Source organism: Novosphingobium colocasiae (assembly GCF_014652555.1).
Lineage (GTDB): Bacteria > Pseudomonadota > Alphaproteobacteria > Sphingomonadales > Sphingomonadaceae > Novosphingobium > Novosphingobium colocasiae.
Map to the genome: position 1 here is coordinate 170175 of NZ_BMZA01000003.1, position 15889 is coordinate 186063.

The 15889-nt window shown below is 65.2% G+C and carries 14 protein-coding genes and 1 tRNA gene; 5 read left to right on the plus strand and 10 right to left on the minus strand.

Annotated features, from left to right (window positions below; all coding sequences use genetic code 11):
- Nucleotides 1-45: 45 nt before the first annotated feature.
- From IE122_RS07005 to IE122_RS07020, 4 genes are all read right to left on the minus strand, one after another.
- Nucleotides 46-699 (minus strand): YitT family protein, encoded by a 654-nt coding sequence (locus IE122_RS07005; RefSeq protein WP_229813864.1) that lies wholly within the window; start codon nt 697-699, stop codon nt 46-48.
- Entirely contained in the window at nt 669-1028 is a 360-nt protein-coding gene (locus IE122_RS07010) for a hypothetical protein (protein WP_189620398.1), read from the minus strand. The genes IE122_RS07005 and IE122_RS07010 overlap by 31 nt, the downstream gene beginning before the upstream one ends.
- Nucleotides 1029-1030: 2 nt before the next feature.
- Nucleotides 1031-2119 (minus strand): branched-chain amino acid aminotransferase, encoded by a 1089-nt coding sequence (locus IE122_RS07015; protein ID WP_189620399.1) that lies wholly within the window; start codon nt 2117-2119, stop codon nt 1031-1033.
- A 74-nt stretch (nt 2120-2193) separates the two neighbouring features.
- A complete protein-coding gene (locus IE122_RS07020; protein WP_189620400.1) occupies nt 2194-2349 on the minus strand; it encodes a hypothetical protein in 156 nt (51 codons plus the stop codon).
- A gap of 461 nt (nt 2350-2810) precedes the next feature.
- Here IE122_RS07020 and IE122_RS07025 point away from each other — a divergent pair, with 461 nt between their 5' ends.
- The 3 genes from IE122_RS07025 to IE122_RS07035 all read left to right on the plus strand — a co-directional run bounded on the left by IE122_RS07025 (nt 2811) and on the right by IE122_RS07035 (nt 6059).
- On the plus strand, nt 2811-3782 hold the full coding sequence (locus IE122_RS07025; RefSeq protein ID WP_189620401.1) for an ArdC family protein: 972 nt from the start codon (nt 2811-2813) through the stop codon (nt 3780-3782).
- Nucleotides 3779-4201: a DUF2958 domain-containing protein gene (locus IE122_RS07030; protein ID WP_189620402.1), complete on the plus strand. Its 423-nt coding sequence runs from the start codon at nt 3779-3781 to the stop codon at nt 4199-4201. The genes IE122_RS07025 and IE122_RS07030 overlap by 4 nt, the downstream gene beginning before the upstream one ends.
- 85 nt (nt 4202-4286) lie before the next feature.
- On the plus strand, nt 4287-6059 hold the full coding sequence (locus IE122_RS07035; RefSeq protein ID WP_189620403.1) for a ParB/RepB/Spo0J family partition protein: 1773 nt from the start codon (nt 4287-4289) through the stop codon (nt 6057-6059).
- A 121-nt stretch (nt 6060-6180) separates the two neighbouring features.
- Here the strand turns inward: IE122_RS07035 and IE122_RS07040 are convergent, their stop codons facing one another.
- Together IE122_RS07040 and IE122_RS07045 are read right to left on the minus strand one after the other, a co-directional pair.
- Nucleotides 6181-6750 carry a hypothetical protein gene (locus IE122_RS07040; protein ID WP_189620404.1) on the minus strand — a complete coding sequence of 190 codons (570 nt, stop codon included), beginning with the start codon at nt 6748-6750 and terminating at the stop codon, nt 6181-6183.
- A 21-nt stretch (nt 6751-6771) separates the two neighbouring features.
- The gene (locus IE122_RS07045) at nt 6772-6987 is read right to left on the minus strand and encodes a hypothetical protein (protein WP_189620405.1); all 216 of its coding nucleotides are present in this window, start codon (nt 6985-6987) and stop codon (nt 6772-6774) included.
- Between the two features lie 383 nt (nt 6988-7370).
- Here IE122_RS07045 and IE122_RS07050 point away from each other — a divergent pair, with 383 nt between their 5' ends.
- Entirely contained in the window at nt 7371-7670 is a 300-nt protein-coding gene (locus IE122_RS07050) for a DUF736 domain-containing protein (protein ID WP_029624762.1), read from the plus strand.
- Here IE122_RS07050 and IE122_RS07055 read toward each other — a convergent pair.
- The 4 genes from IE122_RS07055 to IE122_RS07070 all read right to left on the minus strand — a co-directional run bounded on the left by IE122_RS07055 (nt 7613) and on the right by IE122_RS07070 (nt 14657).
- Nucleotides 7613-8458: a hypothetical protein gene (locus IE122_RS07055; RefSeq protein WP_189620406.1), complete on the minus strand. Its 846-nt coding sequence runs from the start codon at nt 8456-8458 to the stop codon at nt 7613-7615. The two genes, IE122_RS07050 and IE122_RS07055, sit on opposite strands and share 58 nt — an antisense overlap.
- Nucleotides 8455-13020, minus strand: a complete 4566-nt coding sequence (gene dpdJ / locus IE122_RS07060; RefSeq protein WP_189620407.1) for a protein DpdJ — start codon at nt 13018-13020, stop codon at nt 8455-8457. The genes IE122_RS07055 and dpdJ overlap by 4 nt, the downstream gene beginning before the upstream one ends.
- A complete protein-coding gene (locus IE122_RS07065) occupies nt 13017-14393 on the minus strand; it encodes a tyrosine-type recombinase/integrase (protein ID WP_229813866.1) in 1377 nt (458 codons plus the stop codon). The genes dpdJ and IE122_RS07065 overlap by 4 nt, the downstream gene beginning before the upstream one ends.
- A 177-nt stretch (nt 14394-14570) precedes the next feature.
- Nucleotides 14571-14657 (minus strand) — tRNA-Leu (locus IE122_RS07070).
- Nucleotides 14658-14916: 259 nt separating this feature from the next.
- On the opposite strand from IE122_RS07070, the gene IE122_RS07075 reads away from it, so the two are divergent.
- A complete protein-coding gene (locus tag IE122_RS07075; protein ID WP_189620408.1) occupies nt 14917-15873 on the plus strand; it encodes an NAD(P)H-binding protein in 957 nt (318 codons plus the stop codon).
- Nucleotides 15874-15889 lie beyond the last annotated feature (16 nt).

Sequence of the window (15889 nt, forward strand, 5' to 3'; positions counted from 1 at the left end):
CAGCCGCAATTTTCGCTGTAAGGCGATCGCCGAACCCGGATCATCTCAATAGCCCGAGTAGCGCCCTGGACGGTGGTAGGCGAACATGACGCCGTTCAAGGCCACCGCGCTCAGGATCGAATAGCCGACCTTCGCGAGACCGACGAGCGGCAGCGAGACGCCGATAATGACCATGTCGAACATCATCTGCGTGAGCCCAGCGTTCCAGCCCCGTCTGTCCTGGAGAAGAAGGGCGACGATGCCGATGCCGCCGACGCTCGCCTTGTGCCGCGCCAGGGAGAGAACCCCCATCCCGATGAGCGATCCGCCGAAAATTGCGGCAAAGGCTGGCTGGACACTGCTCAAATGCAGCCAGAGCGGTATGAACCGCGAGAGCGCGGCCAGGATGACCATCGCGCCGAACGATTTGATCGTGAACGTCACGCCCATGCTCTTCTGCGCGAGGAGAAAGAATGGCAGGTTGATCGCAACGAACAGCGAACCAATCGGCCATCCCATCGCATAGGACAGCACCAGCGCAATGCCGGCCACGCCTGCCGTGACCAGGCCCGCAGCTTTCAAGATCACGAGCCCGAACGCGACGAAACTCGAGCCCATAAGCAGCGCATGGGCATCTTCAAGTCGCGAGTGCGGTGGCGCGGCCTGCGGTCTTGTCGACATGATCTGAATCAGCGGTCGCGGAGCGTAGTTCTGGCCCATGAGAAGAACTCGCGATACTTTGCGCGCGTCGAATCCCGCGAGGCTTGATAGTCGGGATTGTCCAGCTCGATCGCGACAACCGGCCATGACGCCTGATGCAGCGCCAAGGCGGAGCATAGCGCGGAAAAGCGGGCACGAAACTGCGCACGCAGTTCAGGGGAGGCGATCGACTGCTCGAAAAGAGTGGAGATTTCGGCGCGATGCACAGCGATCTGGCGTCGCAGCTCGATTGCATCCCTGCGGTGTGCCTCGAAGTCGCTGTCGTTCCGAGCCGAGGATGCAGTCAGCGTCGCCTCAAAAGCGGCTATCGAAGCGATCAGCGCCTTCATGGTCAGCGGCGCACCTGCCGCACCCACCCATCTGGACCTTCGACCAGACCGCGTTGGATCCCGATCAGTTCGTTGCGGATCGCAGCGGTGAAGGTCCCCCCGTCGCCGTTTCCGATCGTCCAATCCCCACTTCGGCCTTTTACCCGGCCAACTGCGGTCACCACAGCCGCGGTGCCGCAGGCAAAGGCTTCACTCAGCCTCCCGCTGCGCGCGTCGGCCTGCCACTGATCGATTGCATAAGACTCCTCGTTGACCTCGACACCGCGACGGCGAAGCAGCTCGATGATCGACGCGCGCGTGATTCCCGGAAGGATCGTGCCTTCGAGAGGAGGAGTGGCCACTCGGCCATCGTCGAACACGAAGAAGAGGTTCATGCCGCCGAGCTCATCCACCCAGCGATGCTCGACCGCATCGAGAAACACCACTTGGTCGCAGCCCTGTTCATAGGCCTCGGCCTGCGCTGCTAGGCTCGCGGCATAGTTGCCGCCGCATTTCGCGGCGCCGGTGCCGCCCGGGCCGGCACGGTTCAAGTGATCCGAGACCCAAAGCGAGACCGCCGACTTGCCGCCCTTGAAGTACGCGCCGGCAGGGGATGCGATCACGCAGAAGGTGAATTCCTCGGCCGGCCGCACCCCCAGGAAGGCTTCGGAGGCGAACATGAAGGGACGCAGGTATAGGCTTCCCTCGCCATCAGGAATCCAGTCCCGGTCGGCCCTGACAAGCGTTTCGACCGCTTCGAGAAACATCTCCTCCGATATCTCTGGCATGGCCATCCGCCTGGCGGACGCGTTGAACCGGCGAGCATTCTGTTCCGGTCGAAACAGATTGATGGCCCCGTGCTGGGCGCGATAGGCCTTCATTCCCTCGAATATTTCCTGTGCGTAGTGCAGCACGCCGGCGGCCGGATCGAGCACGAAGGGCTTGCGCGCGGTCAGGGCCGCGCTGTGCCACCCTTGGCCGCGAGTCCAGATCGCAACGGCCATATGATCGGTGAAGACGCGCCCGAACCCCGGATCAACGAGGAGCTTTTCACGCTCCTCTGTCGATCGTGATTCCGGGTTCGGTAGAACTTCAAGCGTCGGGTGAAGCATCTGCAGTCCTGTCTGAGGCGCGCGGGCAATGTTCAGGGCCGCGCATCGATGGGAAATCTCGAAGGGGTGGGCGATCAGCTAATGGCCGCCTCCTCGACGTCGACACCGCCGATCGTGGCTGCCGCCAGCGCGACCAGAATTGCGCCGATGATGGCCGCGGAAGCGCTCACGATGAGCAATGCGTAGCGAAGGGCTTCTGCCCCGAGACTGACTCCAAGCAGATCGCTCACGATGCCCGTCAGCAACGGACCGAAGGTGATCCCGATCGTCGGTGATGGGCTTGGTGCGGCAATCCAGGCGTTCGGGCAGCGGCCTGCGCCAATAGTCTAGGAAACAGGACCTGGCGCCTCGCACCACGGTGCGACCGCGCTCTACTTCGACCGCCGCCTGAGCGCCGGTCTCCGCCGAGCCCCGTGCCGGGTCTCGGCCTCGCGGTGACGATCGCTGGCGTGTCTGCGGACGCCGCGCGTGTGCGCGGCGGCGTTGTCTGTGCCTCTCCCGGTACGGCGGGTGCGGGCGGCGCTCCCGGCTAGGCCCGTCGCGGGCGAAGCCAACCCCTTCGGGGTGCTCCACTTCGTTCCGCCCTGCGGTGTCTTCGCCCGCTCGAAGCCGGGCCTCTTGGTCGCGTCTCGCCGCCCACCCCCGCCTTCCGGGGAGGCATGCTGCTTTTGGGTGGCGATGGAGGACAGCGATGCGAGAAGCCACCAGCCGCCGTGCCCGCCGCAAGGATGCGGGCGATGAGCGTCAGACCGACAACCGGGCGAACCTCTATGACGAGGTGACCGCGCGGATCGTCGCCGAGTTGGAAGCGGGACGCTTCCCGTGGGTTCGGCCTTGGGGGAAGACGGGCGGGACCGGACCCGGCTTGCCGCGCAACGCGCTCACGGCCCGCACCTATTCGGGCGTCAACATCCTGATCCTGTGGGGCGCGGTCATCGAGCATGGCTGGCCCTCGCAATCGTGGCTGACCTTTCGGCAGGCGCAGGAGGCGGGCGGATGCGTCCGCAAGGGCGAGCATGGCGTGACCGTGGTCTATGCCGACCGGTTCACCCCCGAGACCGAGAAGGAACGCGCCAGCCGAGACGGCGACGAGGCCCGCGCCGTGCCCTTCCTGAAACGCTTCACCGTCTTCAACGTCGCGCAGTGCGAGGGCTTGCGGGCCGAGCTGGCATCCGATCCCGCGCCGCTGCCCGAACGCGAGATCGTGCCGGTCGCCGAGGAGGTGATCGCGGCATCCGGCGTCGATTTCCGCATCGGCGGGGACCGCGCCTTCTACGCGCCGGACCCCGATTTCGTGCAGGTGCCGCCGCAGCCCGCTTTCTTCGAGCAGATCAACTATTACCGGACCTGCCTGCACGAACTGACCCACGCCACCGGCCATCCAAAGCGGCTCGGGCGCGACCTCAAAAATGCGTTCGGCAGCAAGGATTATGCGCGCGAGGAACTGGTCGCCGAGATGGGATCGGCGTTCCTCTGCGCCGCGCTCGGCATCGTCCCGACCGTGCGTCACGCCGACTATATTGGATCATGGCTGGAGGTGTTGCGCGAGGACAATCGCGCCATCTTCCGCGCCGCCAGCGCCGCGACCAAGGCCGCCGACTGGCTGCTCGCCCGCTACGCGCAAGCGCAGGAAGCGCGCATCGAAGGGAGGATCGCGGCATGATCCTCCTGACCCCCGATCTTCGCTTCGCGCTGCGCGCCAATGCGATCAATCACCGCGCCGCCCAGCGCGACGGCAAGCCCGAACCCGATCCGGTGCCGGTGCTCAAACTGTTCAATCCACTCGGCCCGGCGACTTGGCTCGCGACCGAACTCGACGAGGATGACGACACCTTGTTCGGGCTTGCCGACCTCGGCTTCGGCTGCCCCGAACTCGGCTATTTCAGTCTGTCCGAGATCGCCTCGGTTCGCCTGCCGTTCGGGCTCGGCATCGAGCGCGATATAGGTTTCGAGACGCCGCACCCGCTGTCGATTTGGGCCGATATCGCCCGCCGAACTGGGTCGATCCTGTCAGCCCAACAGGAGCTTCGCAGCGCCGGAGCCAATGAGCTTCCGCCCCCAAATCCTGATGGGGCCGGATGACGCAGGCGGCCGTTTGCCGCCGACCCGTAAGCCGGTCCGCCCTCCCGGAAAGAACGACGGACCGGCACTCACAAGGAGTGAAGTCATGAAACTCGAATTCATCGACATTGGCAACATCGACGACAGCGCCGTGAACATGAGGGCCAGCAAGAAGGCCCCGGACGTGTCCGACATCCTGCCGACCGTGCGCAGGCGCGGGATCATCGTCCCCGTCATCCTGCGACCGGGCATCACCGAGGGCCGCTTCGAACTGGTCGCGGGGCGCAGGCGCGTCCACGCCGCGCGGTTGGCGCAGGGCGAGGAAGGCGCGGACCCCGAGCTTGGCCGCGTGCCATCCGCGATCATGGAGGCGGGCGACGATGCCGCAGCCCTCGAAGCCTCGCTGATCGAGAATATTGCGCGGCTCGACCCCGACGAGGTGACGCAATGGGAAACCTTCACCCGGCTGGTCAAGGAAGGCCGCGAGGTGGACGACATCGCCGCCACCTTCGGGCTTCCCGACCTCACCATCCGCCGCGTGCTGGCGCTCGGCAACCTGCTGCCGCGCATCCGCAATCTCTACCGTGACGAGAAGATCGACCGGACCACCGTCCGCCACCTGACCCTTGCCAGCAAGAGCCAGCAGCGCGCGTGGCTGGCGCTCCACGACGACCCCGACGCCTATGCGCCGAGCGGCCATCAGTTGAAGGCGTGGCTGTTCGGCGGCCAGTCGATCGCGGCCAAGGTCGCGCTGTTCGACCTCGACACCTACGCGGGCGCGGTCGTCGCCGACCTGTTCGGCGACGACCGCTATTTCGCGGACCCGGACGCCTTCTGGACGGCGCAGAACGCCGCCATCGAGGCACGGCGCGTGGGCTATATCGAAGATGGCTGGAGCGATGTCGTGATCGTTCCGGCGTCCGAGCATTTCCATTCGTGGGAATATGAGAAGGCCGCGAAGCGCAAGGGTGGGCGCGTCTATGTCGATGTCCGCTCGACCGGCGAGGTGACTTTCCACGAGGGCTATCTGACCCGCAAGGAAGCCCGCCGCGCCGCGAGCGGCGATGCCCCGGAGGGGCCGAAGCCGCAGCGCCCCGAACTGACCTCGACCTTGCAGACCTATGTCGATCTGCACCGTCATGCCGCTGTCCGCGCGGCGCTGCTGACTCGGCCCGAGGTGGCGCTGCGTCTGATGGTCGCCCATGCGGTCGTCGGTTCGCACCTCTGGACCGTGCGTCCCGAGCCGCAGACCACCCGCAACGACGAAGTGCGCGAGAGCGTCGAGACGGCGCGCGGCGAGGCCGTGTTCGACGAGCGCCGCCGCGCGGTGCTCGACCTGCTCGGCTTCTCGTCCGAGGAACCCACCGTCACCGGGGGAAACGGCGACGACTATGGCGTGGCGGGTGTGTTCCTGCGCCTGATCGAGCTTCCGGACCCCGCCGTTATGGAGGTTATCGCGGTTGTGATCGGCGAGACGATGGCGGCCGGAAGCGCCGCCGTCGAGGCGGTCGGCACCGAGATCGGCATCGACATGGCCGACTGGTGGCAGGCCGACGACACCCTGCTCGGGCTGATCCGCGACCGCGAGGTGCTGGGCCGGTTGGTCGCCGATGTGGCGGGCCAGCTGGTCGCCACCGCCAATGCGGGCGAGAAGTCCAAGACCTTGAAGCGGATCATCGGCGACCATCTTGCCGGCGTCGATGGCCGGGCGAAGGTCGAGTGCTGGGTGCCGCGCTGGATGCAGTTCCCGCCGAGCGCCTACACCACGCGCGGCGGCGTCGGCACCGTCGCGGCCCACGCCAAGGTCGTCGCCGCGCGCCATGTCGCGGTCACGCCGGACCCCGACCAGCAACCCGAGCCGTTCGCGGAAGCGGCTTAATCATTGGCGGGCGGCGGCGACGCCGCCCGCCCTTCGGACCCCAAAAAAATCTGCCGCGCGCCTCCGCCGTTCCGGCGTCGGCGCGCGGTTTTTTGGCGGAAGGGTCAACCCGGAGACTTCGCTAGGGGGCATTTGGGGTAAGCGTGATGGCGCGAGTGGCTCTGGCGCCCGCCGCACAGAGTTTCGACACCAGGAATTCAGCGATCCAGTTGGCATTGCCTAAGCGACCGCCCAGAACGAGATAGTGTGCGCCGCGACCATCGATGCGGTAGGTCGACTTGCTGCCATCGTAGTGAGCGACCTTATTGAGCGCGTCTCGTAGGGACAGCGGTCCACAGGCAGGGTGGTTTCGATCAAGTCTGCGAGCGGCGATCATGTCGCTATGTTCCTGGGACGTCGCTGATCTCACCAGTTGGCCGACCGGAACAGCCATATGCACGTCAGCGAGATAGCCGTGATCCTGCTCGTTCCGCAGAACTTCAAACAGGTTGGTTAAGGCGTCCCAAGCCCGTTGGGACGTCGCTTCCATCTTCGCCTGATCGCCCGCCGACACGGCTATCTTGAACTGCTTCGATGACCTGCGGACGGTTCGGAGCGCGGGCCACGCTCGACGACCGCGGCGAATGATCTCGAAATGAAAAACATGACGCCCCGACATACATAGTCCCCCGATGCAAAATCGTTTGGTCATAGCGGACGCAATATTATCCCGCTATTTCCGGACGCGTCGGATCACGACCTTATCACCGCGACAGATCGAACAGATGTCCTTGCGACGCTCGAAACCAGGCGTGCCGGCAAGTTCGCGGGTCTTGTGATTGGCGTGTTGGCGCACCGTCAATCCCAGCTTCTCGCTGATGCAGTCATCGCAGATCGGCTCCGGTGAGAGCCGCTCGATCAGCCCGCGAACCTGATCCAATACCGTCATCACGTCCCCCTGCGACCCGTCTAGCTTCGGACGGTACGAAGGCCAATGAAACATCATGGCGAGGCTGATTTCATCCGCAGATGCTCGGCCAACACCTATGATGACTGGCCGGCTCGTTGCGCATGATTCGCTTCGTCCTCGGTCTCAGAAACCCCGGCGGCCTTGATCGATCGCGGTTTGCCGCAAGCCTTCCTCTGACGCGCAACGGCTTCGCCGACCTTCTTCCCCGGCGCGGTGCCCGCGCCTTCCTCGCGAGACAAGAAGCCCGGCTCGGGCCGTCCTCCGCTTCGCTTCGGCCTGGCGGTGCGCGCCGTCAGGCCCGCGGCCTGACAACCGCATCGAGGCCGCATGGGGCGGCATCGACCCATCGAATGGAGGTTATCATGGCACAGATTGGCAGCTTCACCCGCGGCGACGGCGGCGTCTACAACGGCGAAATCCGGACCCTCACCCTTCGCGTCAAGGCCAGCATCCGGCCCGTCGATCGCGAGCACGACAAGGCACCGGATCATCGTGTAATCGCCGGTGGCGTCGAGTTCGGCGCGGGCTGGACCAAGGCGGCACGCGACACCGGCGCGGAATATCTGAGCCTCAAGCTCGACGATCCGTCCTTCCCGGCGCCCATCTACGCCACCCTGACGCAGGGCGACAACGGCGAGCACAAGCTCATCTGGTCGCGCTGAACACAGCGTCCCGCGCGCTTCGGCGCGCGGGACCTGAGCGGTGAGCCGGATTTGCCATAGCTCGCGAGGGACCTTGCAGGCGGGGGCGTCTGCTTGTGTCCGCTTTCCGTCGCACGGGCCTTCGGACCCGTGCCTCCCGGCGTAACCCGCACCGCTTTCCTCCGAGGTGTGTCGAATATCGTCGATCGGCTATCGACACTGCCCGGCCGGTGTTCCCGGCGGCATCCCCGGTGCCGCGACCGCACGGTCACGATCCCGCAAAGGATGCCGATCCCCATGGACACCGAAGATGATATCGCCAGGCCGACACCAATGACGCTGTGATACACGATCTTTTCACCGCGGACGCGCACGCCATGGTGCGTGATGTTCATCGAACCTTCGATGTAGAAGGTCGGCGCGAGGATGCCTTTCTCGTGAAACTTGCTGTCGCCGAGCCGGCAGGCGATCCGAGGCGAGGCTCTCAGGGTCGGCAAGCTCATGAAGGCTCCGGACCGGTCATTGTCGGTGGTGAGCAATCGGACGTCCAGCTTGGTCGAGAGTTTGGCGAGATAATGCGAAAAGCGGATCCACGGCTCATCAGCAAGCCGCGGGAAGAGAGCGGCATAGTCGCGGAAACGATTGTCGAAGAGATCGAAGTCAGTGATCCACGGGCTGGCGAAATAGGCCGGTCGATCCGACGAATCGAGTAACAGCAGCGATGCGAAGGCGGAGCGCAGCAGATCGGGAAGCGGCCATCCGCCGCCATGGGTCCAGATGTCGCGACTTTGGAGTTGGGAGCGCATCATTGCACCCCCATGCTGCGCAGCTCGATCTCGACCCGCCAGGTGTCGTGCGCGCGGTGGACGGCGGAAAGAATCGGCCAGACCATCAGATAGTCCCGTTCAAACGGCTCGGTGAGCAGGGTTTGAAGAGTTTGCGCGATCTCGGCGTGATCGTTGGACCGCCCGACCACCACCACGCGATCAGCCTGTGTGAGGAGGTGGCGCAGCCGCTCGACCCAACCCGGCGACACTTCGACCTCACGCAGCGCCGCGTGCTGTTGCTCGAGCCATTGCCGGCTAAGGCTTCGCGACGGCTGAATGTCCATGGCGAAACGGTTGCTGTTGCGTAGACATTGCGGGCAGCTGTCATGGCAGCCTTCGGCCAGGAAATCCTGCGCGCGGGCGAACAACTGGGCCTCGGATGGAACCTGGCCTGTCAGGCGCGTGATCATCGCCGAGAAGCGCCGGCGAACGATGGGCGAGTCGACGAGAAGATAAGCGAACACCCGTGGATCGATGGGCGCGCCGAGGCGTGCTTCCCGCTCGCTCCAGAGTCGATTGAGGCCATCGAACCAGGCATCGGTGGCGGTCTCGGTGCCCGACCGGAGTAGTCGGCCAGCGACGCTGACGACGTCCTGGCGAGAAGCGCCATGGCCGGCAGCCTCCAGGGTATCGGTCAGGGCCATCTGAGCCAAGATGGTCTGCTGATAGCCCCGCGCGTGCCGCACGTCCGAGAATATCGATGCCAATGTTCCTGCTGATCTGACATTGGCGACAACGGCGAGCAAATTTTCTGCCGTATATGCTCGGCTGCAAAAGCCGAGTGCATGCGCGAAGGCGCGTTCGAACGCTCCGGCCCCGTCGAGCGCGGCCTGCACGAAAGCTTCGATCTGGCCGATGCCGCCCGGCGCCGTTTCGGAAATGATGATCCTTGCTCCGTCCTCCTCGTCGAGAACGTCGGCGATCAGGTCGCCATCGCCGACATCCCCGGCAATCGTCAGAACACCCGCAAGGCAGGCTTCGGCGAGCGAACGGAGGTGGCGCTGGCGAAGCCAAGTCTCGAAGTCCGCATCGAGGTGGCGCCAGAGTACAGCCTCGGCCCGACGAATTTCGGCGGCACTGACAGGGTCGGCCCACAGGCTTTCCAGCCGCAGCCGCGCGCGCCCGCCCGCGTCATGGTCGTCCGGATCATCGTCATCAAAAGCGTTCACGCTATACATCCGCGTCAATACGCGCCCGATCATTTCGACACGCCTGCCTTCCAGCGTTGCCTGCGCGGCTTCGAGGCCACAGTCCCCCTCCAATGCTTTCGCGGTCAGCATCGCCAGGCTGGTCTGCCAAACCCATTCGAGCGTGAAGCTGCTCGCGGCCTCGCGGAGCGCCGGCGAAGTCAGGAGCAGATGCTTGAAATAGTCCTGGCGCAGTCTTCCGATCGAAGCCGCGTCGAGATCGGGTGTCGAGGCAAGATGGTCAGGTTGGACCGTGAAAATCAGGGCGTCGACGGTTTGCTCGAAGCCGATCGGTTCACGCTGTACCGCCGAACCTTCGCCGATTGACCCGAGTAGCACGGTGCCGCGGCGTTCGACGCCGCCCCGCAAGAGGATGTCGAACTGTCCTTCGCTGGTCCTGCGCCGAACCTGAACGGCGTTGAGGTCTCCGTGCAGATACGCCCGGCTGTCCGAGAAGACCGACTGCCACTGCGCTCCTGCGAACAAAGGGAGCGGGCGGCCATCGCCGACCGGCGACGCGCTGGTCCCCCACAGCCAACGCGCGTTACTGCTGTCCTTGACCATTGCCGGTCGCTCGGCGAACGCCATTCGGATCGGCTGCAGCGCCGCGGCGGCGGGATTGTCGCCGACAGCGATGCTCTCAGGGAACAGGAGCCGCGGCGACAGCAGCACCGGGCTTGCAGTATTCAACAGCTGATCCGAGCCGACCAGCCAATAGCCTTTTTCACGCCGTCCGACCGAAAAACGCTTGGAAACGCGGCCAGGACAGGATTCCATCAATTGCGAGGCGATTCCGCGTGTCTCGCTGTCCTTGTCGGTGCCGGGAAATTCGACGACAACATCCGAAGCCGCAAGTTCGGCGAAGGATGCCGAAGGTATGAAGCTCGGCAGCGGCTGGCGGGCGCCGCTTTCTTCGCGTACATCACTGCGCTGCGGGTCGGCAAACCGCCAGCCCGTCTCGAGCTTACGAAGCAAGGCCGGGACCGCATGCCGCAGCACCGGGCGCGGCGCTTCCCACAGCATGGCATCGACAAGACGATCGATGTCGTCGTCACTGGCGGCGCGGAAGCGCTGCGTGTGGCGAATGACCCACCCTAGTTCACGGCGGAAGGCGGTGTAGTCATCGCCAAGTTCGAGCAACCGGCGGAGAAGGCCTGCCGCGCGGCGCTGGGCCGCAGCCATATAGGATTCGGGACGCCGCAGAAAGCGAATCGGATCGGGCGCGCCGATGCGCCGACCGAGCCAATCGAGCAGGAAACTGGTGGCCTGGACGTGCTGGACATAGGGATTGAGAACCGGAACCTTGATCGGTTCGATTTCAGGCTGGAATAGCCGATCGCTGTTCTGGAAGAGCCAGCGGTCCCGGCCCCAATCGGACAGGACCACGAGCGTGGTCGGCCGCGATCCCCTGGTACGACCGGCGCGTCCCTTGCGCTGGAGGAACGAAGCGATGCTGCGCGGTGCTTTGTGGTGAACCATGGCTCCTACATCGGGATCGTCGTAGCCCACCTCGAGGCTTGCGGTAGCGACGATGATATCCGAGGTCGTGTCCGCGCCGGGATCTTGCGAAGAGCACCGACTGACTTGCAAGGACTGCTGGAGATCGTAGCCAAGGCTGTCGGACAAGGACCAGATCTGTCCGTCAGCAAGCATGGCGCGCTCGGTTGCGGGTGTCACGCTTTGACCCGATTTCGCGGGCGGCTCACGATATTGCGCAAGGCGCCGCCATTCCGCGTCGGCAAGATCGGGCAGCCAGCGATTGAGGCTGTCGAGCTGGTCGGTAAATCCAAACACCTTGCGGAGATAGAGCGTGCGTGCGGCAAGGCTGTCGCGTGCTGGATAAGCGACGTGACGCGGTGTCAGAAGCCGTGATTGCAGCATCGCTGTTTGGATCGATGTGGCGAGCAGCGAAGCGCCGGATGCGGCATCCCCTTTGACCAGGACCGTATAGTCTCGGCCTTCGGGTTCGAGTTCGTCATCGGTCGGTGTGCACTCGACAACGCGTTCGGGGTTGACGCAGCCGATGGTCGCAAGGTGCTTGGGAGCATCGCGAAGGGTGGCGGAAAGGCCTACCACATGAAGCCCCGACAGCCTCGCGGCCTGGCGCCAGCGCGCGATGATCCATGGCGCCTGCGCACCGCTCAGCCCGCTATAATTGTGGACCTCGTCGAACAGGAAAAGCCGCGGCTTGTCCTCGCTGCCCACGCCGAACGTGCGTGACCAAAGCGGGTTGCCGAGTTCGCGGTGCATCATCTCGAGCGAGAGGAAGAGGATGTCGGGCGGATTGGCCTGCAGTCCCTCGCGGGTGAGTTGGATGACACCGTCGGGGATTTCAGGCGGTGCATCGAGCGCGTCGGCCCGGTAGAGCGTGGTGCGTCCCGCTCGGCGATCGGCGTCCAGCCAAATCAGTTCCCCGCGGCCGGCATCAAAAGGCGCCCGCAGGAACGGGACGATCCATCCCCGGTCACGGACGCGCTTCCAGTTCCGGAGAAATGGGCTGTTGGTCGCGTTATCGAATTGCGAAGCGGGCGGCACGTCGCCCAGCAGCGCGCCGATGGTGATAGGCCTTTTGCCATGGGCTGCGAGCAGGCTGGTGAGCTTGCCGGCCTCGGCGACCGCTTCCCGCAGCTGATCGGCCAACAGGACGTTACGGGGATAGACCGCGATCGCCTTGGTGAACGGTGCGCTTGCCGGATCGAGTTCAGCGGCGATCGCGGTGAAGGCGGGGATGTAAAAGGCTTTGGTCTTGCCGGCACCCGTGCTTGCACAGACTACAGTGCCGCTTTGCTCCTCTGCGCCATAAGCTGCGAAGATGCGCTCGAACGACCGAACCTGGAAACCCGCAAACGTGAACACACCGCCTCCGGGGCGCGAGGCGAGAGCATCGAAGACTGCACGCTGCAGCGCCGGCGCGCTCGCATGCGGCGCCATTGCCGTCCACGCTTCGGATGTCGCGATGCCCACCGCCGGATAGCGGCGCGGCGCCATATGAATCTTGAGGTCCGAGACGAGCCGGGGACCGCTCGCCCAATCCTGATGGTCGAAGCGCTGGCGCAGATGCGCAAGCAGCCGGAGGCCTTCGGCAAAACGGCTGCGTATTCGACCGGACCCGTCGGGCACCAGGTACAGGAGGTCCGCGCGGCGCATGGCGGTCAGCAAACTACCGAGCGCCAGGCCACCGTCGGCAAGCGCGGCCCAGGCATCACGCAGTCCCTCGCCAGCCTCGGTTTCAAGCAAAAGCTCAAGGTCGGCTTCGTCAAAGGCGACGTCGTAAAAGCCCCAGTTCTGCAAGCGCTGTTCGCGCTCTTCGATGAAATTGAGGAAGTCCGATACGAACTCCGGTGGTGCAAGGGTCATTTAAAGGCTGACCTTAAGCATCGCCCAGACCGCAGGATGCAATTCGAGGAACGCGAGCACGTCGGAATCTTGAAGGTCTTTTGCTTTGGCGCGAGCGTTCGAGGCGTCGACCATGAACCGACCGGCGCGTCCCTCGAGCCCGAGATTTGCAATAGCGGTCGGCAGGCTCGCGGCGTTGGCCCGATAGGCGTCTGCGGCCTGGCGGCTTTGCGGCGGGGCGTCACGCCAGCCGTCGAGCAGTTCGATGGCGTCGTTGAGACCGGCCGCGCCGGGGAGCGGCGCACCATTGAAGTGTCGAGATGGGCAAGCTGCTTCTCGATAGCGTCCGGGTTCCAGATGCCCATTTCGTTGAGCAGGGTCGCTGCCATGGCGCGGAAGCCGTGCGCCGTCATCTCCTCCTGGCTATAGCCGAGCCGCCGCAGCGCCGCGTTCACGGTGTTCTCGGACATGCACTGCTTTGGCGAGCGGAAGGACGGGAAGAGAAATCGTCCATCACCTGTCAGGGCTTGGAGTTCTTCGAGCATATCGAGCACCTGCCGCGAGAGCGGCACCCGATGGGGTCGGCGCATCTTCATCTTCTCTGCCGAGAGCGACCAGACAGCGCCCGGCGTGTCGAACTCCGTCCATTCGGCACTCCGCAGTTCGCCCGGCCGCACGAACAGATGCGGTGACAGCCGAAGCGCGATGGCGGTGATCTCGTGACCGGTATAGCCTTCGATCGCGCGGAGAAGGCCGCCGGCTTCCTTGGGCGTGGTGATCGCCGCGAGGTGCTGGACCTTCGGCGTGATGAGGGCGCCGCGCAGGTCGGCCGCGACATCGCGATCGGCTCGTGCCGTCGCGATTCCATAGCGAAATACCCGGCTGAGCACGCTGCGCATCCGGCGGGCGCTCTCGTAACGGCCCGTCGCTTCCACCTTCCGCAGGACGGCCAGCACCTCCTGGGGGGTGATCTTCGAGATCGGGAGAGTGCCGATCATCGGATAGGCCATGCCGAGTAGCCAGCGAATCTTCTCGAGCGTGATCGGGGCACGTTCCTCGCGTTCGCACTTGGCGACCCATTCTTCCGCCACATCCTTGAAGGTGTTCGCGGCGGCAATCTTTTCCGTGACGCGCGCACGCTTCTTCTCCTGGGCGGGATCAAGCCCGGCCGCAATCTGCTTGCGGGCAGCATCTCGGCGCACTCGGGCATCGGCCAAGCTCACGTCGGGCCAAGGCCCGAGATGAAGGGTCTTCTGCCGACCGAGGTAGCGATAGCTAAGCCGCCACAGCTTTGAGCCGTTGGGCTGGACGGTGAGGAAAAGACCCTGGGAATCCGAGAGGTTGAAGGGTTTCGCCGAGGGCTTGGCGGAAGCGATCTGGATATGAGTCAGCATAGTGTTGGTCCCAGCTTTGCCGGACCGATCCAGCACCAACAAAAGCACCAACAAATCTGTTGGTCTCGTGCCGGATTGGGGTGGATCGCCCCGGACGGTTGCTGGCGATTCTCACTTAAAAAATGCTGAAAAACCAGCCTCTTGCTGGATGTTCCTGGACGTTGCCAGGAGAACAAATGGTGCCCAGAAGAGGACTCGAACCTCCACGCCCTTACGAGCGCCGCCACCTGAAGACGGTGCGTCTACCAATTCCGCCATCTGGGCACGGACGAGGCAGCGGCTGCTGTCCCGTTGGGTAGGAGCGCGCCTCTACGGTGGTGGGCGGGGGTTGTCAACGGGGCTTGTGGGTGGAATTTCGTTCGGCTTGCAAGGGCCCCGCTTCACGGGGGCGGGCAGGGTTGGCGGGCATCTGTCCGGTTGCTCCGCAAACCGCCTTGTGCCAAGGGCTGCGACACGGTGACGGCGCGGGGCGGGTGCCCGGCTTCGCGCCCGCAAGACAGCAGTTCGAAGGACGGATACGATCATGCGCCAAGGCCTCCCCGATCCCCTTAACGGCAAGCTCGTGGTCATGCTGGGCGGCAGCGGGTTCGTCGGCCGCCATCTGGCGCAGGAACTGCTCGCGCGCGGGGCGCGGCTGCGGGTGGCGAGCCGCCATCCCGAGCGTGCCTATATGCTCAAGCCGCTGGGCAATCTGGGGCAGGTGCAGTTCGCCCGGATCGACGTGACCCAGGCCGGGCCGCTGGCGGCCGCGCTGGCCGGGGCCGATGCGGTGGTCAATCTGGTCGGCGCGTTCGCCGGCGACCTCGACGCGCTGCAGGGGCGCGGTGCGGGGGCGATTGCCGCGGCGGCTGCGGCGGCGGGTGCCGGGGCTTTCGTCCACGTCTCGGCGATCGGCGCGGATGGCGCGTTGCAGGTGGCCTATGCCCGCACCAAGGCGGACGGCGAAGCGGCAGTGCTGGCGGCGTTCCCCGGCGCGACGGTGGTGCGCCCGTCGATCCTGTTCGGCCCGGATGACAATTTCCTGATGATGTTCGGGCGGCTCATCGGCACCTGGCCGGTGCTGCCGGTGTTCGGACCCGCCGCGCGGCTGCAACCGCTGTTCGTGGACGATGCGGCGGAAGCGATCGCCAACGCCTTGGCCGATCCCATCGTGCATGGTGGCAAGATCTACGAGATCGCCGGTCCCGAAGTGCTGACGATGATGGACCTGCACCAGCGGATCGCCGCCGCCGAAGGTCGCGCGCCCGGCCTTGTCGCGCTGCCCGATGCGGTGAGCGGGGCGATCGCGGCGCTGCCCGGCACGCCGATCAGTGCGGACCAGTGGGCACTGCTCAAGGCCGGTAACGTGGCGAGCGGTATGCTGCCCGGGGTGGCGGAGCTGGGCGTTGCCGCTCGTCCGCTGGGGCTGTTCCTCGATCGCTGGCTGACCCAGTTCCGCAAGCACGGCCGGTTCGGCAGCAAGAACGCCCGCGCGGTCTGAAGCGCGCGCGGCGTGG